Origin of the sequence: Bacteroides sp. (assembly GCF_052357945.1) — a bacterium.
Taxonomy (GTDB): Bacteria; Bacteroidota; Bacteroidia; order Bacteroidales; family Bacteroidaceae; genus Bacteroides.
This window is the reverse complement of record NZ_DAWCXD010000006.1, coordinates 32,429-55,805: the sequence shown is the minus strand read 5'-3', so window position 1 is coordinate 55,805 and position 23,377 is coordinate 32,429. Positions and strand designations below refer to the sequence as shown.

General features: G+C 42.2%; 19 protein-coding genes. 8 read left to right on the top strand and 11 right to left on the bottom strand.

The features are described from left to right. Positions 1 to 140: 140 nt before the first annotated feature. The 10 genes from ACT8YW_RS03095 to ACT8YW_RS03050 all read right to left on the bottom strand — a co-directional run bounded on the left by ACT8YW_RS03095 (position 141) and on the right by ACT8YW_RS03050 (position 12,697). A complete protein-coding gene (locus tag ACT8YW_RS03095; RefSeq protein ID WP_444103971.1) occupies positions 141 to 1,619 on the bottom strand; it encodes a TolC family protein in 1,479 nt (492 codons plus the stop codon). A gap of 129 nt (positions 1,620 to 1,748) precedes the next feature. After that, entirely contained in the window at positions 1,749 to 4,358 is a 2,610-nt protein-coding gene (locus ACT8YW_RS03090) for an ABC transporter substrate binding protein (protein WP_444103970.1), read from the bottom strand. 84 nt (positions 4,359 to 4,442) lie between these two features. Next, on the bottom strand, positions 4,443 to 5,696 hold the full coding sequence (locus tag ACT8YW_RS03085; protein WP_444103968.1) for an ABC transporter permease: 1,254 nt from the start codon (positions 5,694 to 5,696) through the stop codon (positions 4,443 to 4,445). Between the two features lie 27 nt (positions 5,697 to 5,723). Further along, the gene (locus tag ACT8YW_RS03080; protein ID WP_444103966.1) at positions 5,724 to 7,013 is read right to left on the bottom strand and encodes an ABC transporter permease; all 1,290 of its coding nucleotides are present in this window, start codon (positions 7,011 to 7,013) and stop codon (positions 5,724 to 5,726) included. Positions 7,014 to 7,168: 155 nt separating this feature from the next. Beyond that, positions 7,169 to 7,357 (bottom strand): hypothetical protein, encoded by a 189-nt coding sequence (locus tag ACT8YW_RS03075; protein ID WP_444103965.1) that lies wholly within the window; start codon positions 7,355 to 7,357, stop codon positions 7,169 to 7,171. A 56-nt stretch (positions 7,358 to 7,413) separates the two neighbouring features. Continuing rightward, positions 7,414 to 8,040 (bottom strand): GIN domain-containing protein, encoded by a 627-nt coding sequence (locus ACT8YW_RS03070; RefSeq protein WP_444103964.1) that lies wholly within the window; start codon positions 8,038 to 8,040, stop codon positions 7,414 to 7,416. A 67-nt stretch (positions 8,041 to 8,107) separates the two neighbouring features. Continuing rightward, a complete protein-coding gene (locus ACT8YW_RS03065; protein WP_444103963.1) occupies positions 8,108 to 8,773 on the bottom strand; it encodes an ABC transporter ATP-binding protein in 666 nt (221 codons plus the stop codon). A gap of 17 nt (positions 8,774 to 8,790) precedes the next feature. After that, positions 8,791 to 10,038: an efflux RND transporter periplasmic adaptor subunit gene (locus ACT8YW_RS03060; RefSeq protein WP_117513421.1), complete on the bottom strand. Its 1,248-nt coding sequence runs from the start codon at positions 10,036 to 10,038 to the stop codon at positions 8,791 to 8,793. A 181-nt stretch (positions 10,039 to 10,219) separates the two neighbouring features. Continuing rightward, a complete protein-coding gene (locus ACT8YW_RS03055; RefSeq protein WP_444103962.1) occupies positions 10,220 to 11,596 on the bottom strand; it encodes an NAD(P)/FAD-dependent oxidoreductase in 1,377 nt (458 codons plus the stop codon). A 195-nt stretch (positions 11,597 to 11,791) separates the two neighbouring features. After that, positions 11,792 to 12,697 carry a glucosaminidase domain-containing protein gene (locus tag ACT8YW_RS03050; RefSeq protein ID WP_444103961.1) on the bottom strand — a complete coding sequence of 302 codons (906 nt, stop codon included), beginning with the start codon at positions 12,695 to 12,697 and terminating at the stop codon, positions 11,792 to 11,794. Positions 12,698 to 12,807: 110 nt separating this feature from the next. Between ACT8YW_RS03050 and cdd the strand changes: the two genes are divergently transcribed. The 8 genes from cdd (at position 12,808) to ACT8YW_RS03010 (ending at position 21,105) form a co-directional block, all read left to right on the top strand. After that, complete coding sequence (cdd, locus tag ACT8YW_RS03045; RefSeq protein ID WP_149941859.1) at positions 12,808 to 13,290, top strand: cytidine deaminase; 483 nt, start codon at positions 12,808 to 12,810, stop codon at positions 13,288 to 13,290. A gap of 2 nt (positions 13,291 to 13,292) precedes the next feature. Beyond that, a complete protein-coding gene (locus ACT8YW_RS03040; protein WP_004300715.1) occupies positions 13,293 to 14,132 on the top strand; it encodes an AraC family transcriptional regulator in 840 nt (279 codons plus the stop codon). An 88-nt stretch (positions 14,133 to 14,220) separates the two neighbouring features. After that, positions 14,221 to 14,802 (top strand): DUF417 family protein, encoded by a 582-nt coding sequence (locus tag ACT8YW_RS03035; protein ID WP_444103960.1) that lies wholly within the window; start codon positions 14,221 to 14,223, stop codon positions 14,800 to 14,802. A gap of 100 nt (positions 14,803 to 14,902) precedes the next feature. Continuing rightward, the gene (locus tag ACT8YW_RS03030) at positions 14,903 to 16,276 is read left to right on the top strand and encodes an FAD-dependent oxidoreductase (protein WP_444103958.1); all 1,374 of its coding nucleotides are present in this window, start codon (positions 14,903 to 14,905) and stop codon (positions 16,274 to 16,276) included. Between the two features lie 117 nt (positions 16,277 to 16,393). After that, positions 16,394 to 16,882 (top strand): GNAT family N-acetyltransferase, encoded by a 489-nt coding sequence (locus ACT8YW_RS03025; RefSeq protein WP_444103956.1) that lies wholly within the window; start codon positions 16,394 to 16,396, stop codon positions 16,880 to 16,882. A 368-nt stretch (positions 16,883 to 17,250) separates the two neighbouring features. After that, a complete protein-coding gene (locus ACT8YW_RS03020) occupies positions 17,251 to 18,951 on the top strand; it encodes an ABC-F family ATP-binding cassette domain-containing protein (RefSeq protein ID WP_444103955.1) in 1,701 nt (566 codons plus the stop codon). Positions 18,952 to 18,999: 48 nt separating this feature from the next. Then, the gene (gene nudC, locus ACT8YW_RS03015) at positions 19,000 to 19,824 is read left to right on the top strand and encodes an NAD(+) diphosphatase (protein ID WP_444103992.1); all 825 of its coding nucleotides are present in this window, start codon (positions 19,000 to 19,002) and stop codon (positions 19,822 to 19,824) included. Positions 19,825 to 19,929: 105 nt separating this feature from the next. Continuing rightward, complete coding sequence (locus ACT8YW_RS03010) at positions 19,930 to 21,105, top strand: DUF418 domain-containing protein (protein ID WP_444103953.1); 1,176 nt, start codon at positions 19,930 to 19,932, stop codon at positions 21,103 to 21,105. A gap of 358 nt (positions 21,106 to 21,463) precedes the next feature. Here the strand turns inward: ACT8YW_RS03010 and ACT8YW_RS03005 are convergent, their stop codons facing one another. Then, a complete protein-coding gene (locus tag ACT8YW_RS03005; protein WP_444103951.1) occupies positions 21,464 to 23,209 on the bottom strand; it encodes a phospho-sugar mutase in 1,746 nt (581 codons plus the stop codon). Positions 23,210 to 23,377 lie beyond the last annotated feature (168 nt).

Genomic DNA, 23,377 nt, shown 5'->3' with positions numbered 1-23,377 from the left:
TTCAAAGGTACTATAAATAGTTCGTAATACCAAATGAATCAGGCATAAATACGCAATAGTCTGTTTGCAGACTTGAAAAACTTTTCCCATAATCTCCGGCAAGTTCCTCCATAGGATTCAAAAGCTTTTTCCGACCCTTTTTATTGCCGGATAATTTCATCAAAATCAGCTTCAAGTTCGGAGTTCGAACGAAAATCCCATAGCGTCAGACTGCGAATCTGATAATAGTAATACCAATAATAATAGAGTTCGGAAATATGTTTCTGTCTTGCCTCATCTTTAGAGTTCTGCGCATCATTCAGATCTAAGGTATTAATTTTGCCTATCAGGAAAGTTTCAATACTGGTTTTATAACGCTGCTGTGCAATTGCATCGGCTTCCTTCGCTATGTCCAACTGCTGCGCCTGATTATTGAAATGCTCCACCAACAAAAAGATATCCTGGTTGAAGTTGATCTGTTCCTGGCGGATCTTTGAAAGCACCACATCCCGGTTGCTCTTGGCTACCCGGACTTTTCCACGACGTTTTCCCCAATCGAGAATCGGAATCTTAACACCTACCTGAACAATCTGATTATCCTGCAAGTTACGGTAAACGGCAGGGAAGTTCCGGTTCTCGCCAGTATATCCGACGCTTGCAAACAAATCAACGCTACGCAGGTTTCCGCGTGCGGTGGCTACTTCATAATCGGCTTCCAACTGACGACGACGGATATTCTGTGCAAACGAGTTACGTTCCAATGCTTTATTTAAAACCTGATTGTACTCCATCTTCGGACGATCCACCGCTTCGGGAAGAACAGGACTTAGTATTTCATCCTCTCCCACTCCTAGAAAAGCACGGAGCTGGAACATCTTGGCATTGAGATCACTCTCCGCCTCCGTCAACGCAGCTTTCGCATTCAAGGCGGAAAGTTTGAGCTGTAAGAGTTCATTCTCGGAAATCTGTCCCATTTTACGTTTGGCAAGAGCCACTTCATAAAGGTGATCGGCATTTGTCAGGTTCTGCTTCGCTGTGCCGAGATTTTCTCTTGCCAGCAAGAGATTGAAGTAGTAAGTGATGGCACGCATTGTCACTTCTTCGGTAGCGGTGATAAAAGCTGCTTTTGCTTCGGCATAACGCACCGGTTCGATGCGCCTGTTCCATTTTATATTATTCACTCCAAAGATGGGTTGCGTGAGTTGCAAGGTGACAGGGACGGACATAAAGTGACGGTCACCTCCGGCTCCCAATTGTTTGATATAGTCGAGTGAAGAGGTCAACGAAAGTTTACCACCGGTGAGCCAGATATTCTGATCGATGGAAAGATCGCCTGTCAATCCTAAGGTGTTGTTACGGACAAAGCCGTAAGAGCCGTCCGAATTTTGATAAGAACTATATGATTTATTATAATTGGGCAGAGTTCCGGTCAGGTTGACTTCCGGCAGCAGGTCGGCACGAAAAGTGCGATATTCCCAATAGGCCGTTTTCAACTCGTTTAAAGCAACGGCAGCATCCACAGATTGAGCACGTGCCATCGCAATGGCTTCATTCAAGGTTATCTCCCTTTCTTTCTGTGCCGACAATGCCAATGGCAGACAAACGGCAGCAAGAGCAAACAATAGACTTTTCTTTTTCATTATGCACAGTATTTTCCTCCGACAAAGGATCAAACGATGTGCCAAAAAAGTAATATTTTTATTTTCAACAGATTACAGAATAAGAAAAGTGTCCATTTTCGGACACTATGCCCAGAAATGAACGTTCGATCATTCGCAGTAGTTAGGAAGGCGCACAGTGAACCGGGTACCTTTACCTACTTCGGAAGTGACGGAAATAACGCCATTCAACCGTTCGATAATGGTTTGGCAAATACTTAATCCCAAACCTGCTCCTTGTGTGAAGTTATCGACTTTATAGAACCGTTCGAATATATGACGGATACCTTCTTCCGAAATACCGACTCCGGTATCCTCTACAAAGATACGGGTGTATCCGGGATCTTCATCGTCTTCATAGCCGAAAGTGATGAAACCGCTACTCGTAAATTTGGCAGCATTATTAATCAGATTATTCACCACTTGCTGCAAACGAACGTTGTCCGTTGTCAGGTATTTCTTATCGCTTTCGGGCATACGTAACATCAGTTCTACTCCCGGAGGCATATTCAGTCGTTGAGAATCGTGGACGGTCTTTAACAACAAAGACAGGTTATGTTCTGCAAACATAAATTCCATGGTTCCCGATTCGATACGTGACAAGTCAAGAATATCATTAATTAAAGCCAGCAACAGGCCGCAATTCTTATTGATCGTTCCAATAAACTGGGCGATTTCTTCTCCCGTAAAGCCGCTCGTATCGCTTAACAAATCGGAGAAACCTACGATTGCATTCAACGGAGTCCGAATCTCATGACTCATGTTTGCAAGGAAGGCCGATTTCAGTTTATCGGCTTGGAGAGCTTTATCACGGGCCTCTCTCATCTCTTGCTCGGCAGTCTTATATCGTTGGATACTCTGACAAACGCCTAGTATATTGTACAATGAGTCTTGTGTCAATCCTGTGATTACAGAAGAACGGTATTCCCACCATTCATATTCTCCGTTGACATTTCGCTGACGGAAGTTCAGGCGGGTATTAGAATCTTCTCCTGTCAATGCCCTGTCAAACAATGGTCTTATTTCTTTCAAATCTTCAGGATGGATGGTACGATCCATTTCATCACGGGAAATCGTAGTAACCGTTTCATCATATCCAAGACGTTTCAGGAAACCTTGCGGGAAAATGAAACAGTTAGTTTCCATATCAAACTGCCACGGATAGATGGAGCTTTCGTCTACTGCCATATCAAAGAAACGCTTCTGCATTTCTTCATTCGAAATATTTCGTGCGGAAAGTGCCATACCGGTAATCGTATCCTTTGAACGGATCGGGACTATTTCCCCCGACACCGGGAAGTATTTATCACTATGCACTTCTTTCATGAAAGCTCCCAGAGGTATCTTCACACTTTCTCCTTTAGCAGCTACCTGCTTCAGCATAGAATGAAGAATATCCTGACCGTTATAATATATCTTGAATATACTGCCTGCCATCATTCCTTCATAAAAACGGCCTCCTGACTCATACGGCAAATGCAGCATTTGCAATAAGGAGCGGTTTGTGAAATGAATGTGCAAATCGGTATCATACGTTATCACACCATCACGGATGGAATGAAATACATTATCAAACTCATTACGCTGTTCCACAAGTTTATTCTGCACGAGCAGACGGGTCTGTGCCTGAATCCGTCGTTTGGACTCACGCCGGTTGGCACGCATCAACCACACGATAGAAGCTATCAGCAACGCCAGGATAGACGGATAGAGCAGTATAAAAAAGTATTTATATTTTTCCCAATACGGTTCGTTGACGATGATTCCGCTAGAGGATACTTTATCAGGGTCAATATGAAAATAATCCAACTGTTTATAGTCATAGATGAATCCCTGCGTGATTTCTGTCACTCCTATTTCTTGGGGAGATGTACCTTTTAAGACTAAAGCAGCCCTTTGAGCTGCCGATAATGCTGAAGCATAACTATCGGAATCGTATGCACAGAATACGCCATTAGTTAACCCCACATTCTGACTCGAAAATACGGGAGCTTTTGAGTTTTTGCCAACGAATGAAAGGAAAGGTGACCATTTAGGAGCAACCACCAGACGTTCGTAGCTGTTACGAGGGTAACAAATAGCAGCAATGATGTGACTCGTTGTATGATTTTGGGTATTATAGACTTTCATTCTATAATCCGGATTATCTTTTTGAAAGATTTTCCACTCTTCTTCAAAATCTTCAAGGCCTTTGTTACTCAAAAAGCTGTTATCTATCACACATACCACTTCTTTCCGCCGGGGAAATATCTTTTGCGCCTGACGTAATATAACATCGAAATCCGGATTGGTAGTGAATCCGCAAACATTGGAATGAGCGTTAATCAACTTCGTATCGGGATACTTAATACCGAAAAACACTACCGGAATCTGTAAAGGCAATGAATCCCCACATGCAAAAAGGGTATAAAAAGCTTCATCACTCGCAGTTACAATCAAATCTGTCTGCCTGTCGCGGGCACGCTGACAAAAACGACGCATGATTACCTTCTCGGAATTGAATGCCCAAAAATCCGCATCAAGATATTCCGTTGTTATGTTTACCTTCAGTCCGCTCTCTTTAAACCCTTTAGCCAAGCCCTGATTAAGATCGCTATGCCAAGGAGTTTGTGAGGTGTATGACTGTATAAACAGGATATTGTATGTACGTTCCGCTGCTGCCGCCTGAATAAGAACAGCAAAAAACAGAACGATAAGCAAACAATAGTAGCGTCGATTCATATAATTAAAGCCTGCGGTGTTTTCAATATTATGCCGACAAAGATACGTTAAATCTATTGAAAACAAACAGATAGCCCAAGTTTTTTATTCTTCGCGCAACGCCTCGGCAGGGTGTATGCGAATTGCCTGACGAGCAGGGAACCAAATGCCTATGAGAATCATTAAAGTCATCAAGAAATAGGTAATGGCAAATGTGATAAGAAAACGCACTACTCCCCACTCTATAGCCCCTTCAGTCAATTCCAGATAGCCGATATTATAACATATGGCGACGGCAGGCAAAGCGGCCAGAGTCAATAATAGCAATCCTTCTTTATTCAAACGCTGCCAAAGCTGCATCCGGCTGGACCCAACCGCTATACGAAGCGCAGACTCGGCACGACGGTGCTGCGTACGGAACCAGAATGTGCCGACAATACCCAGCAGGATATTAAGCAATAAGAAGCCCATCATCCAGAAGCGTACCTGTACCTGATTATAACTTCCTTGCTGGAAGTCATTCCGTATATCTTCATAATCATGCACTTTCAGGATGAATAAGTTGCCGACACTCAACTGGTTGGCGGACAATTTCATCAAATGTTCCGCAAAATCTTTGGAAGTCCCAGGTTTCACGCGTAGACAAACTTCTATATTTGAAGGATAAAATTCTCCTTCCAGTTTCGCCATTTCCTTTTCCGTAAAAGCAATAGCCACATATCGATCACTATAATTAGGCCAGAAGTCATTATAACGTACCTTCGTTGATAAACCGCCTATTTTATATACCTCCGTAGAATCATCTACATTAACCACTTCCTTACCCAACAGTACACGGTCTCCTTTATATTTTTTGGGCCAGAAATTTTCACCGACTACCACATTACCATTTTTTAAAGCCTGCACCAATGGCTGATAGCCGCGTCCATCGGTACTCTGATAACGGAATACCTGAAAAAAATCGGGAGTCATCACCCGCTGCAACGGGTTACTAACCAACGTATCAAGACGCAGCATTATGCCGGAATTACTTCCAATATAGGGACGCGAATTACTGGATACAGAAACAGCTTCCACTTCCGGCAATCTACGGAGACGATTGGTCAACTCAATAATATCTTGTCCTAAAGTTGTACTCTTTTTCTCTTTCGAAAGATAGGAATCACTCTTGTCGTTTTTCAGACTTAGCTCTAAATAATACATATCGGTTATATCAAATCCTACCGGCTCGTAATAAGTGCGCGCTGTCACATACGTCCAGTCGACCACATACCACAGGACAACAAAAACAATTAATAGTTCCGACCATAACCATCCGTTTGACCGGCGTTCATTCCATATTTGTTTTAATAGTTGCATTTTCTTTAGAATTAATGAGTTGAAGAATTATCTTTCGTTGATGGCATCCACAATATTGGTGCGAGTTACCTTCCATGCCGGAATGGCGGCACTTAATAAATTGAGCAAGAAGCAAGCCAGGAATGCCAATAGGAACACGGCAGGGTCGAACAGCAAGTCGACACACATGGTCCGCAAATCTTCCACCCCATTGGATACAAAGTCTATGGAGAAAAGCATTCCTCCCAAAAGGAAGGCGGCGACATAACTTAATACCAGTCCGAGAATTCCTCCGAACAGGGAATAAAGCATATTTTCGGATAATACCTGCATCATGAGTTCCCGTCTGGGTGCACCAAAGGCTTTTCGCACTCCTATTTCGGAGATACGCTTACGCATACGTGACAAAGTGAGTCCGGACAAGTTGACGGCAGGGACAATCAACAAGACAAGCAATGTCAGTATGTATTGCCGTACTGCTTCTTTCACAGCCGGAGGATTGTTGGCGGAATAGCGTTGCGCGGCTACGAAATAAGTATCAGGCTGCCCGCGATAGAGTAAATCAAAATTGGGATGTCCTGCCATAAAGATAGCCCGCAAGCGGTCTGCTTCCTGACGAATAGACGGAAAATCGTCTTTCGATTTAGCTAAAATATAGACGGCAGTCATACCCATGATATTATCGTCGCCCCAAGTGTCTGTGAAAGCATTTGTTGAACTCAAAGGAATCCAGGCTTGCGCATAGGCGTACTTCGCCAGTTTAGAGACCGGACGCACCACTCCGCAAACAATATAGGCAGAATGGTTCAGAAGGAATGTTTTTCCAACTACTTCTGATGTTCCGAACAAATGGCGAGCCATATCTTCGGAAATCACAGCTTTTGCTGCTCCGGCATCGAAATCGGCATTATCATATGGTTTACCGGATACAAACTCAAATTCAAATATTTTCCAGAAGGCATCATCTGTTTGCAATACACTACAACTCTCCATTTCACCTGCCGGTTTAGCAGCCAGCATTGTTTCCTGTGAAATATTGGTTATAGAAACTATTTCGGGAATTGTCATTCCTTTGAAACAAGCCTTTGCCGTATTATATCCGATAGGGCCGTTGCTTTGCCAATTCACATTGGACTTACTTTGGAGTCCGGCAAACCGGAAAATGAGCATCCGGTCACGATGAGTTTCCGGCGCAAAAGGGGCAATGGTCGCACGTAAAGTAATCACAATCACCATTATCATAGCAATAGCCAAAGCTGTACCTATAATGGAAATAGAAGAAAGCAGTTTATTTTCTCCCAACAGATGGAATGCTTGTTTAAAGTAGAGTTTTATCATGATTGGTTTCAGTATAAAGTTCTATATATTTCTTACTCATCTCTTAATGCTTCGGCCGGTTGTACTTTTATAGCCTGCAGAGCTGGATACAATACTCCGAGAATAATCATTATCGCCATCAAAAGGTTTCCCCGGCAAGACCTGCATTCTCACTGTTACCAAAAAGGAATGAGCTTAACAGGAAAGTAACTGAATAGCTCAATATCAGTCCCAGTACTCCCGCAAACAGTGTCAATATCAGATTCTCCCAGAATAGCCAAAGCTGTACCTACCATACAGACAATACTAATAAGCCGGTTCTCCTTCAACTGGTAAAGAGCTTGCTTTATGTATTGCTTCCACATCTTCTTATTCTTTTTTTGATTTGATTCTATAGGAGTTCACAGAAGAATATTCTACATTAGAAATTCCAACCTTTCTTTGTTACGTCTTTACACTTCAGGTTTTTGGAGTTGATTTTACCAACGCCATCCCGCTTAAAGAAAGCTGCATCCGCTTTACCGGATACAGTGATATTTCCTACTCCATCCACTTTAGCTTTGATAGTGCTGCAATCAACATTCAACTTCATATTGCCTACTCCGTCAACATCTAGTTTCAACTCATCACAATATAAACTTTTCACGTTACAGTTGCCTACTCCATCAAGTTCGAAAGCTATATTTTTAAGTTTTAGTTCTTCTTTTGCATCGAAGTTTCCTACTCCGTCTATTTTCACTTTACTCAAATCAGGAGCAGTGATATAGAAAGTCAGATTCTTGACATTCTTGGCATTTTTATCTTTATAAGAGATAACCAGAGTTCCATTTTTCACTGTCACCCTTGTTTTTTCTACAAATTCAGAAGGACCTTCCAGACGGCAGGAACATCCTGCCGATTGAGTAAAAATAATATTCCCGACAGATTGCAGGTTTATGGCAGAAAACCCGTCCACATTATAATCTTTACTCACATTTTGTGCCGATAGCGAACAGAAAGCAACACTTAACAGGACAGCTATCGCAACGATGAAAATATTCTTTGTCATGGTGATTTTTAATTTAGAGATACATTAATCAATTTTTCCATTTAGTTCTAATCGTAAGAGGCCGCTTCTATTGTACCTGGCGTCCATCGAAGAAACGAATAGTGCGCGAAGTCTGCTTCGCCTGTTCTTCATTATGGGTAACCATCACGATAGTGCGTCCGTCTTCCTTATTCAACCGATGAAGCAGTTCCATTACTTCAGCTCCCATCTTTGAATCCAGGTTACCGGTCGGCTCATCAGCAAGAATTATTTCGGGATTACCGATAATAGCACGGGCGATAGCTACACGCTGGCACTGACCACCGGAAAGTTGTGTAGGAAAATGATTCATGCGATGGCTTAACCCTACTTTCTCCAATACTTCTTGTGCCAACCGTCTTCGTTCACTGCCAGCCATACGTCGATAAAGCAAGGGGAGTTCTACATTATCCATCACATTCAACGAATTAATCAAATGAAAAGACTGAAATACAAAACCGAGCGTTTTATTACGAAAAACCGCCAGTTCCTTGTCTTTCATTCCTTCGGTACGTATTCCGTTGATTTCCACCATTCCCATTGTAGGTGCATCAAGCAATCCCATTATGTTCAGCAGGGTGGATTTTCCGCATCCGGAAGGTCCCATTATACTTAGAAATTCTCCACGTTCTACCGTCAGATTCACATTCTCCAATGCTACCGTCTCAATCTCGTCCGTACGATAAATCTTAGAAAGAGAGTTCAATGTTATCATAACTTCTAGTATTTAGTTTATTTAATTTTCAACTTATTCTTGTTCTTATAAGCACTCATATCGCTTACTACTACTTTATCACCCGGCTGCAATCCGCTCAACACTTCTACATATTCAAAATTAGAATCACCTAACTGTATTTTACGTTTTACCAGTTCATTATCAGAGTTGCAGACAAAAAGTTCATATTCACCGCGTCCCACATAGAAAGAGCCATTGGCTATGCGCATTACATCTTCCTTCACAGCATTCATCACATAAACATCTGTCTTTAGTCCGGAACGTAAGCGGCGGTGATTATCTTCTTTCAACTGAACGGTAAATGATATCACACCATTCTTGGATAGTGGCGTAACACTGCTAACTGTCCCTTCCAGTTTGTCGCTCCCTATCTTAACAATTGCTTTTCCTCCGGCTGCTACACGGTCACCGTACGTATCCGCAATCTCGCCTTCCACTTTAAAATGGCTCAAATCAGAAATGATAGCTACCTGTCCGCCTTCGGAAATCTGTGCACCAATTTGGTTATTAATATAGGTAAGAATAGCTTTACGCGGGGAACGGATTTGTGCATCATCCAACGTACGTTTCTTTTCGGAAAGGCTCTTGCGGAAGATATTAAAATCAAGCTCCTGAACTTTCAGTTCGGCAGCAGCTACTTCCTTCTCATTTTTATATTGTTGCTGAAGTTGCTCGTACTCTAATTGAGCCACATTATAGCTCAATTCAGCCTGGCGTACTTTATCCGTTGTTCCTGCACCGAGGCTGTCCAGATAGTGTTCATTTCTCAACTCCACTTTCATCCGACTCAATTTCATTGCCGACACTTTAATCTGCATTGCCATATCGGAAAGTTTCGTCTGATTATTGACACGAAGCTGATCGAGTTTATACTGACGCATCTGTTCCTCGTCCAGCAACTTTTTATATTCAATTTCCGTACTCTGAAGGTCCAGTTTCAGAATCGGAGTACCTACGTCTACGCTATCTCCCCCTTTTTTATAGACTTCAATAATACGACTGTTGATCGGAGAATTGATAATTTCTTCAAAAGCAGGGACAACCTTACCGGAAGCACTGACACTTACCTCAATCACCCCTTTATCGACTGTGGAAAAGACAAGATCCTTTGCCTCCACTCCTGCCCTTAATACAGATATAAGTACACTGATGGCAATAATACTTGCCACTCCAATGGATGAATAACGAATAATCTTCTTATTACGTTCTTTTTGACGTACCTCTTTAGGAATTTCTCTGTCCATATCCGATCATTTACTATTTTATGATGTATCAATTCAGTACTTTATATACCAAATCTGTGCCAAAATCGTAAATGATTGATAAATAGAAGATAACAAAAAACACAGGGTGTCCGATATCGGACACCCTGTACGAATTTACCGTTCAGAATAGCATCTATCATCCTGCCAGCAGGAAGCCTGTCTATTTGGATGATGACGTAGTAGAGGGGGTCTTTTCCTCTTGTATCAGTTCTTTCCCCCAATGGGTAGTCTCCTCCACCTTTTCACGATCACGAATCTCTTTTGCTTTACGGGCATAGACAATCATACGCATAGACTGATCGTAAGTGAAATAATTCCATACCCAATTCAAGAGTACAATAACCTTATTGCGTACCCCAAGAATAGAGCGCAGATGAACAACCAGCCACATCACCCAGGCAAACCATCCCTGCATTTTTACTTTACTAAACTCTGCCACGGCACGATTACGTCCTACAGTCGCCATCGAACCCAAATTACGGTAATGGAAAGGTTTCATTTCCTGTCCTTTCTCCATACGAATCAGATTCTTTGCCAATAGTTCTCCTTGCTGGATCGCCACTTGTGCCAGTTGAGGATGCCCGTTCGGGTAATTTTCATCAGCTAACTGAATACATTGGTCGCCAATAGCAAACACATTATTCATCCCCTCTACACGGTTAAATGAATCGACCTTAATACGTCCACCACGTCCTATCAACGAAGGATCCATGTTGCCGATAGTCACTCCGGTAACACCGCTCACCCAAATAAAAGTACGCGTAGCAATCTCGGTGCCATCTTCAAGTACCACTTTATGGTCACGATAATCTACAACGCGTTTGTTCAACAGGATATTTACCCCCATTTCACGGAGAAACTGTTCGGCATGAGCGGAAGAATCTTCCGACATTCCAGCAAGCAGTCGCGGGCCGGCCTCAATCAGATATATATGCATCAAGCTACTCGGCATATCAGGATAATCTTTGGGCAGGACAAATTTCTTCATTTCGGAAAGTATTCCGGCTACCTCTATTCCGGTTGCTCCACCTCCTACAATGACGATATTCATCAACTCTTGTTGTTCCTGTTTGGTTGAGCAAGTTAAGGCACGTTCCAGATTGGCAAGAAGAGCATTTCTCAATCCCATTGCTTCCGAAACATTTTTCATCGGCATGGCTTCTTCTTCAATATGTTTATTACCGAAAAAGTTGGTTGTAGTTCCTGCGGCCAACACCAGATAGTCATATTCTGCTTTTCCGATGGAAGTCTGTATCATATTCTTTTCCGGGAAAATGGCACGTACTTCCGCCATACGGAAATAGAAATCTTTCCGACGCTGGAATATTTTACGAAAAGGGAAAGAGATGGAAGTCGGCTCCATACCGGCCGAAGCCACCTGATAAATCAAAGGGGGAAACTGATGATAGTTGTTTTTATCTATCAATACAACTTGAAAGCCTGACTTTTTCAGCTTGTTAGCCAATTTTAAGCCACCGAAACCACCGCCTACTATAACGACACGTTTCTTATTACTTTTTGCAATGTTAAGACTCATATTATAATCATGTTTTATCAAGATAATAACACATAAATGAGTCATTAAGTTTTCGAAATTCGAAACTTTTATGAAGAAAGAAGCCGGATCTGTTCATCGGTGGCGAGACACCCATTCCCCGGTGGCGAAGCATGTCCTCCCCAGTGCCGGAGAGGCTGTTCATCGGTGCCAAACAAAAGAACGTTCTACGAGCCTCTACCGCAGGCGCAATCTATCTCCGATTTCAGGGACATATTCGCCATCTTTACGATTCATCTTATACAGATTTTTGAGGCGGATACCATATTTTTGAGAGATACCATGCATGGAATCTCCATCTTTTACAATATATACGGTATAAGGTTTGGAAGCCTTTTTCTTCTTGCTCTTCAGGTAGATAATATCTCCCTCCACTAACGTATAATCACGCTGCAAATCATTATACTTCACAAGTTTCTTCCAACTAATGTCAAATTCGTCACCCAAGTCTTTAAAAGTATCACCGTTGCGGGCTACAACATAGGCTATATCATTCGCAATATACACCTGATGCGGGTTCATCAACCAAGGATTCTTTTTCAGTTTCCGTTCTGAATATACACCCTTACGATCGTATTTATACAAATCATAATCTTCGATAATCGTAATCAGGCGATTAGCATAAGAAGGATCAGTAGCGTATCCCGCCTTTTTCAGTCCACGGGCCCACCCTTTATAGTCGGTGATATCCAGTTTGAAAAGAAAAGCGTAACGGGCCCCTCTTCTAAGGAAGTCGGAATGGTCTTCGTAAGAATCACGAGGATGTTTATAGGCACGGAAACATTCATTATGCGCATCGTCGTCGTGGCGAACACTACGCCCCCGCCAACTGCCACCACACTTAATACCAAAGTGATTATTACTCTTTCGTGCCAACTGGCTATATCCGGCACCACTTTCCAACAATCCTTGCGCCAGTGTGATACTGGCCGGAATTTTATGAAGTTTCATCTGTTCAACAGCCAAATCACTATACTTATTTATATATTCGATGTAACGGGCATTCCGTTTCTGTGCCTGCACTCCTACGGCAAAGAAGAAAACAACGGTTAAAAAGATAAGTCTATACAGTTTATTCTCCATTTTAGTTCAGATGTGGATTAGATGGCACAAAAATCCGAAAAATAATTGGGATTATCAATCTCTTTCCTAACTTTGTAACATTAATTGTAGAAACCAATACCCTAACGTATATGAGAGACCTCACAATTACCGCTATTATTAAAGTATATCAATATGATGAGTTGAATGAGGCCGATCGGGCGCTTATGCAGACTGCCATGGAGGCAACAGCTCGTAGTTATTCTCCGTATTCCCATTTCTCTGTAGGTGCCGCTGCACTATTGGACAACGGAACTGTTGTGACAGGAACCAATCAGGAGAATGCCGCCTACCCGTCGGGACTTTGTGCGGAACGCACTACCTTATTCTATGCCAATTCCCAATATCCCGACCAGCCGGTTGTCACTCTTGCCATTGCGGCACGAACGGAAAAAGATTTCATCGACCAACCGATTCCTCCCTGCGGCGCTTGCCGGCAAGTGATTCTGGAAACGGAAAAGCGTTACAAACAACCCATCCGTATCCTATTATATGGCAAAGAATGTATCTACGAAGTAAAAAGTATAGGCGACCTACTGCCGCTATCATTTGACGCATCAGCAATGGAGGACTAACTATGTTACAACAATATCACACGAAACTAAAAGGAACACTCGCACTTACAGACTCTTATCTGACAGAAAAAGCACTGCAAAAAGAAAAGGGGCTTTATAAATTTATATGGGTACGTAGCGGAAGTATCACAGTAGAAATCGACCATCAGGAAATGATGCTTACCAAGGATGAAGTGATTTCACTCACCCATCTGCAACACCTCGAATTTAAATCGATTGACGGCGAATACCTGACTTTGCTATTCAACAGTAACTTCTATTGCATTTATGGGAATGACCATGAAGTGTCGTGTAGCGGTTTCCTGTTCAACGGTTCTTCTCACCTGATCCGTTTTACCCTGAATGAAAAAGAACGTAAAGAGCTCGACACCATTACCGAAGCACTGGAAAACGAGTTTACCGTTTCCGACAGCCTGCAGGAGGAGATGCTACGCATCCTGCTGAAACGCTTCATCATTCAATGTACTCGTATTGCACGTCATCGCATGAATATCACCCGTGAAAAAGAATCCGGTTTCGAGATTGTCCGCCAATACTATAACTTGGTTGACGAGCATTATCGGACGAAAAAGCAGGTACAGGACTATGCCGACATGCTGCACAAATCTCCCAAGACACTATCGAACATCTTTTCAACCTGCAAACTGCCCTCGCCACTCCGGGTAATCCACGAACGGGTGGAAGCGGAAGCCAAACGCCTTTTGCTTTACAGCAACAAAAGTGCTAAAGAAATTGCCGATATTCTTGGATTTGAAGACCAGGCCTCTTTCAGCCGTTTCTTCAAAAATATGACCGGACAGAGCGCCGTACAATTCAGAAATACACAGGAAGGGAAAAATTGATAAGGCATACGGAAGTATTGCTATTTGGGGAGTATGGGGAATGAACGACCTTTGCAACGTTAGATAAACCCATTAAAACCCCAACAAAATGAAAGAGAAATTTATCGCTTTACTGACCTTCACTTCAAGTCTGAAAAGTTTCGGTATTCAATTTATCCGTGTAGCCATTCTGGTAGTATTTGTATGGATAGGCGGATTGAAGTATTTCCATTATGAAGCCGACGGGATTGTTCCGTTTGTAGCCAACAGTCCTTTCATGAGCTTCTTCTACGCTAAAGATGCGCCCGAATACAAAGAACACAAAAATGCGGAGGGTGCTTTCGTCCCGGAAAATCGAGCATGGCACGAAGCAAACCGTACTTATACTTTCTCCTACGGACTGGGAGCTCTTATTATGAGCATCGGCATACTGGTATTTCTAGGCATCTTTTTCCCGAAAGTAGGATTGACAGGTGATGCCCTTGCCATTATCATGACGCTCGGAACACTTTCTTTTCTCGTCACTACCCCGGAAGTCTGGGTTCCCGACCTGGGAAGCGGAGAGTTCGGCTTCCCGTTACTATCCGGCGCAGGACGATTGGTGATTAAAGATATTGTGATCTTAGCTAGTGCCGTAGTGTTACTATCCGACTCGTCACAACGAGTACTCAAAACACTTAAAAAAGACTAATACCCCCCTTGCAGAAAGTCCTGACTTCTTGAGATTGCGGAACAAATCGTATTTTCAGACTGTTATATAGTCTCATACGAATCGTTAATAAAAAGAAGTTATGAAACAATATGATGCAATAATAATAGGATTCGGCAAGGCAGGAAAGACCCTGGCTGCCGAACTTTCCAACCGCGGATGGCAAGTTGCCATCGTAGAACGTTCCAACATGATGTATGGAGGAACCTGCCCTAACGTAGCCTGTATTCCAACCAAAACGCTGGTGCATGAGGCAGAGGTTTCCGCCTTGCTTTACCATGACGATTTTCCCAAACAGGCGAATATGTACAAACAAGCCATCAGTCGAAAGAACCGTCTCACCTCTTTTCTTAGAAATGATAATTACGAAAGACTAAACAAACGTCCTAATGTGACTATTTACACCGGGACGGGGTCTTTTGTATCTTCCAATACGATAAAAGTTGCGCTTCCGGAAGGGGACATCGAGCTGCAAGGTAAAGAGATATTTATCAATACAGGCTCTACTCCTATCATTCCGGCAATAGACGGCATTCAGCAAAGCCAGCATGTATATACCAGTAGTACGCTTCTGGATTTAAACGTCCTTCCCCATCACTTGATTATTGTAGGCGGAGGATATATAGGACTGGAATTTGCTTCTATGTATGCCGGATTTGGCAGTAAAGTGACGATACTCGAAGGAGGAAATAAATTTATGCCTCGTGAAGATCGGGATATTGCAAACAGCGTCAAGGAAGTAATGGATAAGAAAGGTATTGAAATCCATTTGAACGCGCGTGCACAGTCTATCCATGACACCAATGATGGAGTAACACTGACTTACTCGGACGTATCCGACGGCACTCCTTATTATGTGGATGGAGATGCCATTCTCATCGCAACGGGACGTAAACCGATGATTGAGGGATTAAACCTGTCAGCAGCAGGCGTAGGAGTCGATGCGCACGGAGCTATCATAGTAAACGATCAGTTACGTACCACTGTTCCCCATGTATGGGCAATGGGAGATGTAAAAGGCGGAGCACAATTCACCTATCTCTCTCTGGATGATTTCCGGATTATCCGCGATCAGCTCTTCGGTGACAAGAAGCGTGATATCGGAGACCGTGATCCTGTTCAATATGCAGTGTTTATTGATCCGCCATTGGCACATATCGGAATCAGTGAAGAAGAAGCTCTGAAAAGGGGATATTCATTTAAGGTTTCCCGGTTGCCGGCATCTTCCGTTGTCCGTGCCCGTACATTGCGACAGACAGATGGTATGCTAAAAGCCATCATCAATAATCATAACGGGAAGATTATGGGCTGTACATTATTTTGTGCTGATGCTTCAGAAATCATCAATATCGTAGCTATGGCTATGAAAACGGGGCAAACGTCTACATTCTTACGCGATTTTATCTTCACACATCCCAGCATGAGTGAGGGATTAAACCAATTGTTTGACGTATAAGATAAATAGGCTGTTTGCTTGCAAAAAACAGAAAAAATAACGTACTTCGTTTCATAATTGATTGAATACAGGAAAACTCCCTAATAAAAAGGAGGATTCCGCTAGCTATACGAAATTATGATAAGGAAAGTAGATTTAGAAGATGCAAAAGCAATTACAGCAATCTATAACGAGTACGTTATAAATAGTACGGCCACATTCGAAACCGAACCTGTTGCTGTTGAAGATATGCGTGAGCGCATAACACAGATTTCTGCTAACTTCCCTTATTTTGTTTATGAGATAGATAATGAAGTGGCAGGTTACTGTTATGCGCATCTGTGGAAAGAAAGAGCCGCATATCGATATACATTAGAAACAACGGTCTACTTATCTGCCAAACATATTGGAAAAGGTATCGGGCGACTACTCATGCAAAGACTCATAGAGGAGTGTCGAGAGAGTGGTTATCATGCGCTGATTGCTTGCATAACGGAAGGGAATGAAACCAGTTACGCTTTACATGCGAAACTGGGTTTTAAGCAAGTAGCCGGATATGAGCAAGTTGGGCGGAAATTTAATCGCTGGCTGGGAGTAGTGGATTATGAGTTGTTGCTCATTCCGTAGTTATAAACTATCATAAAAAACACAGCTTCTAAATAGGATAAACAGAGGCTGTATTTGGAGTAATCAGAGGCTCTGGATGAGGCAAACAGAACCTCTAAATAAATGAATCTTATCCTTTTTCAACCTTCATAGAGTGAAATCTAACAGAAAGTGTTATCTTTGCAACCAAGTTAAACTATATACCTACCGCAATGAGAATTAGTAAGTAAGACAACACTTCTAAGTAAACATCACTTTTCTTATATGCTTTTTCTATTTCGTTAAGCATCACGAAATCCGTGTTGTTTAGCCAGTATTGTGTTTGTCGTCCCCCCCTATCCTGTGATTTTCCCTCACTCTATTTTCAACCTCAAACCCAATAGATCATTATGTCTATAAGTATTCAACAAATCAGCTATATCCATCCGGATAAAGAAGTATTATTCAGTGATCTCAATTTCGCCATCAGTAAGGGGCAGAAACTGGGATTAGTCGGTAACAATGGGTGCGGTAAATCTACTTTGCTGCAAATTATTGCCGGACAACTTTCACCCTCTTCCGGTGTCATTGTCCGCCCGGACGACCTATATTATATCCCGCAACATTTCGGGCAATATGATTCATTGACTATCGCTCAAGCACTCCGGGTAGAACGTAAGCAACAAGCCTTACATGCTATCCTGTCAGGAGATGCCTCAAACGAAAATTTCGTCATCCTGGATGATGACTGGAATATTGAAGAACGTTCCATTGCCGCTCTCGATTTATGGGGGCTAGGACAGTTTACTCTATCCTACCCGATGAATTTGCTTAGCGGCGGTGAAAAGACCCGTGTATTTCTGGCAGGGATGGACATTCATCACCCATCTGTCGTACTTATGGATGAACCGACCAATCATCTTGATTCTTCCGGCAGGCAACGTTTATACGACTGGGTAGAGAAATGTCACTCCACGCTGTTAGTGGTGAGTCATGACCGCACTCTGCTTAATCTTCTCCCTGAAATATGCGAACTGGAAAAGCATCAAATCAATTATTATGGTGGAAACTATGAATTCTACAAAGAACAAAAAACGCTGATGCAGGAAGCATTGCAGCAACGTATCGAAGAAAAAGAGAAAGCACTGCGCATTGCCCGCAAAGTGGCACGCGAAACAGTCGAACGCAGGGACAAACAAAATGTGCGCGGAGAAAAGAATAATATTAAAAAGGGAGTTCCACGCATTGTGCTCAACGCGCTTCAAGGAAAATCGGAAAAGAGTACCAGTAAACTTAACAGCACCCATCAGGAGAAAGCCGAGAAGTTAACAAGCGAACGTAACCAACTTCGAAGTTCACTCTCCCCGACCGCTACACTAAAAACCGATTTTAATAGTTCCTCGCTCCACACCGGAAAGATATTGGTGACAGCAAAAGAGATTAACTTCGGTTATCATCCCAACTCAATCAACAGTCATATTCAGATGAATAATGAAACAAATCTTGCTGATACCGGTAATCATGCCAGTCCAGACAGTAATGATATCCAGGATAATAGCGACTTCAAACAGCAACTTTGGCAAACACCCATCAGCTTCCAACTAAAGAGTGGGGACCGCCTCCGTATAGAAGGGGCCAACGGCAGTGGGAAAACAACTCTTTTGAAGCTAATCACCGGACAGCTTCAGCCACAAGAAGGAAACCTGACACGAATGGAATTCACCTATGTCTATCTGAATCAGGAATATTCTATCATCGACGACCGGAACAGTATCCTGGAACAGGCTTACGCTTTCAATAACCGGAACCTGCCGGAGCATGAAATAAAGATTATTCTAAACCGTTATTTATTCCCCGCTTCCGAATGGGATAAATCCTGTCGGAAACTTAGCGGTGGTGAGAAAATGCGCCTTGCTTTCTGCTGCCTGATGATTAGCAATAATACTCCCGATATGTTTATTCTGGATGAACCGACCAACAATCTGGATATACAGAGCATTGAAATCATCACTGCTACCATCAAGAACTATACCGGTACTGTAATTGCAATCTCACACGACGATTATTTTATTCAGGAAATCGGTATCGAGCAACGTATTTTATTAAGCTAGCCTATTGATATTTTATCCGGTAAGTCTAAATATCAACCTAGTTTTTTTATAACTTCGCAGCGCGAAGAAAAGAATTGGAATAAAATGGAGCAGACAGTACAATCATGGTGGTTTATCTTTTATAAAGATCAACTGCTTCTTGAGAAAAAAGGGGATGGTAAGTATGCCGTCCCATGTGGAGAAAGTTCTCCTATCATTATTAAAGAAAAAACAACAGTACACAATATCACAACACTGGAAGGGAGAAACTGCAAAGCTTTCTCCCTCTCCTCTCCCATTGAAGAATCGGAGCAATGGGCAATGATAGGACTTCGTGCCTCTTATGATTATCTTCCTTTATCTCATTACCAGACTGCAGGAAAAGCACATGAGATTCTGCATTGGGATAGAAACAGCCGTTTCTGTTCTGCCTGTGGCACGCCGATGGAACAGAAAGAGTCTATCATGAAACGTTGTCCGAAATGCGGTCGGGAGGTATATCCTTCCATATCCACAGCGATTCTTGTATTAGTGAGAAAGAAAGATTCACTGCTCTTAGTGCATGCCCGCAATTTTAAAGGAACATTCAACAGTCTCGTTGCCGGGTTTCTGGAAACCGGAGAAACATTAGAAGAATGTGTAGCACGTGAAGTGAAAGAAGAAACCGGACTGGACGTAAAGAATATCACTTATTTCGGTAACCAGCCCTGGCCTTATCCTAGCGGACTAATGGTCGGCTTCATTGCTGATTATGCCGGAGGGGAAATCAAGCTCCAAGATGAGGAGTTGAGTTCGGGAGACTTTTATACAAGAGATAATTTACCCGAACTACCCAGAAAACTTAGTCTTGCCCGAAAAATGATTGATTGGTGGATAGAGCATCCTAACAAATAATCGGACATGGAAAATATTATCAAAGACATCCGGCAGTATATTCTCGAAACCCGCTAACAGGTGGATAAAATGAATACTTACTAAAAACAATCATAAATCAGTCCCATGGAATTATCAACAAAAACACCCCGAATTGAAGTAGTAGATGCTCTTAGAGGATTTGCTGTAATGGCGATCCTCTTAGTACATAACTTGGAACATTTCATTTTCCCTGTTTATCCGGAAAGCTCTCCCGAATGGCTCACCATTTTGGATGCGGGAGTATTGAATGCAACCTTCTCGCTGCTTGCCGGAAAATCTTATGCCATATTCGCTCTGCTTTTTGGATTCACTTTCTTTATCCAGTCGCACAACCAGCAATTAAAAGGAAAAGACTTCGGTTACCGTTTTTTATGGAGAATGGTATTACTTGCAGGATTTGCCACTCTTAATGCCGCTTTCTTTCCGGCAGGAGATGTCCTGTTGTTGTTCGTTGTAGTCAGTCTCGTACTGTTTATCGTACGTAAGTGGAGTGACAAAGCTATTCTAATCACCGCCATCTTATTTTCACTGCAACCGATTGAATGGTTCCATTACATAATGAGTCTTTGCAATCCTGCCTATACCCTGCCCGATTTGAATGTTGGAGCCATGTATACTGAAGTAGCAGATTACACTAAAGCCGGAAACTTCTGGGATTTTCTGATAGGCAATATCACTCTGGGACAGAAAGCAAGTCTGTTCTGGGCTATCGGTGCAGGACGCTTTTTGCAAACTGCCGGACTATTCCTGTTTGGCTTGTATATCGGACGCAAAGAATTGTTTGTAGCCACCGAATCTCATCTGAGATTTTGGACGAAAGCGCTCATTATCACAGCTATCAGCTTCGCGCCACTATATTCTTTAAAAGAACAGATCATGCAAAGTGACAGCAGCCTGATTCAACAAACAGTAGGTACTGCTTTTGATATGTGGCAGAAGTTTGCATTCACGATTGTACTTGTTTCTTCTTTCATGTTGCTTTATCAGAAGGATAAATTCAAGAAAGCCGTATCCAACCTACGATTCTACGGAAAAATGAGTTTGACCAACTATATTTCCCAATCTATTTTAGGAGCTATTATCTATTTCCCATTCGGGCTTTATCTTGCTCCTTACTGTGGATATACTCTTAGCTTAATTATAGGTATCGTTCTTTTCCTGTTACAGGTTAAGTTCTGCAAATGGTGGCTATCTAAACATAAACAAGGACCATTGGAAACAATATGGCATAAATGGACTTGGATAGGAACCAAGAAATGACAGAAAAAAAGCAGGCTACGAAATATGCACAACTACAAACGAACAACTTACGAATATGAAACTGAACGTATCACTCTAAAGCATCAACAACACATGTGTATATCCGCAGCCTGCCTGTTGAAATTGAGATGATGCCAATACAACAAGATTCTCGCAAGAAGGATTTGCAAGTGGACTTAAAGAATGCAAAGGAAATGAAAGAACTGTACCAAGTGAGGGAAAATACCCGAAAATAGGCAGAATCAGGGGTATGTACAGAGAAAAAGAAGCGCCTCCACAATCTTCAAAAGATGATGGAGGCGCTATTTTATTATTTATCTTTTTATGATCTATATCTGAAATTTCAGAAGAGACAAAATCAGATACCCAATGATTTCTTCACTGCTTCAATCTTTTCCATAGCGGCAGACTCGGCAGAAGCATAACAGTTGCGGCATCCCATTTCACCCTGAACTTCCATATAGAACTTAATCTTCGGTTCTGTACCTGAAGGACGAACAGAAACTTTACTACCGTCTTCTGTGAAATATTGAAGAACGTTAGATGGTTCCGGCATATCAATTACAGTTACGTTACCTTTATCGTCTGTCTGTTTCAGAGTCTTATAATCTTTGCTCAAGATCACTTTAGAACCACCCAATTCTTTCGGAGGATTAGCGCGGAAGTTTTCCATCATCGCTTTGATTTCTTCAGCACCGCTCTTACCCGGTTTCACTACGTTTACAGTAAACTCTTTAGAGAATCCATATTCTACGTAGATATCAAGCAACAACTGATACAAAGATTTGCCATTATCTTTTGCCCATGCAGCAACTTCAGCAATCAGACAGCAAGCAGATACAGCATCTTTATCGCGAACAAAATCTTCAGCAAGGAATCCGTAGCTTTCTTCACCACCACCGATATATTTCTTTTTACCTTCACGCAGACGGATTTCACGGGCAATCCACTTAAATCCGGTATAGCAGTCAAGCATTTCGATGTTATTCTTATCAGCGATTTTCTTGATAAGTTCGGTAGTAACGATTGTCTTCACACAGAACTCATTACCTTTAATCTTACCCAGTTGTTTGTATTGAGTCAGAATATAATAAAGGTACATCATACAGGTCTGGTTACCGTTAATCAGTACCCATTCACCCTTGTCATCCTTACAAGCGATACCCACACGGTCAGCATCCGGATCGGAAGCCATTACGAGTTCAGCATCAATTTCTTTAGCAAGGTTTACAGCCATAGAAAGAGCTTCCGCATTTTCAGGATTCGGAGATACGACAGTCGGGAAGTTACCGTCCTTAACCATTTGTTCGGGAACAGTGAATACGTTTTCGAATCCCCACATCTTCAATGCACGCGGAATCAACATCATACCTGTACCGTGAATCGGAGTATAGACAATCTTCATATCTTTGTGACGGGCGATAGCTGCCGGATCAATAGAAACGGTTTTCACCATGTCCAGATAAATCTTATCAATGTCTTCACCGATAATCTGAATCAAATCAGGATTTCCCTGGAATTTAATGTCAGCAGCAGAAGCAATGGCATTCACTTCATCAATGATACCCTTATCATGCGGAGCCAACACTTGTGCACCATCATCCCAATATGCCTTGTAACCGTTGTATTCTTTCGGATTGTGAGAAGCAGTCAGAATGATACCGCTCTGACAACCGAGGTGACGGATAGCAAAAGACATTTCCGGAGTCGGACGCATATCGTCAAACAGATACACTTTAATGCCATTGGCAGAGAAAATATTAGCAGAAGTCTCTGCAAACAAACGGCTGTTGTTACGGCAGTCGTGACCTACTACTACAGAAATCTGCGGCAGATCTTTGAAGTTCTTCTTCAGATAATTGGAAAGTCCTTGAGTGGCAGCACCTACCGTATAGATATTCATACGATTGCTACCTACTCCCATGATACCACGCAAACCACCAGTACCAAATTCAAGGTCTTTGTAGAAAGCTTCAATAAGTTCGGTTTTATCATCGTTTTCCAACATTCGTTTCACTTCAGCCTGGGTTTCAGCATCATAAGCCGGGGTTAGCCATTTTTCGGCTTTTTCAGTGACCTGTTTAATAAGTTCCTGATTTTCCATTTCGATTATTATTTATTGGTTAATGAATTATTTATTATCAATTTCTCGAGCACACAAATGTAAAATAATAAGTTTATAAATCCTAGGTATTCAATTAAAAATTAGAAATTAAAAATTAAAAACCGGAGATTAAAAGCAAATAGCCATCCCACAGCAACAACTTGTCAG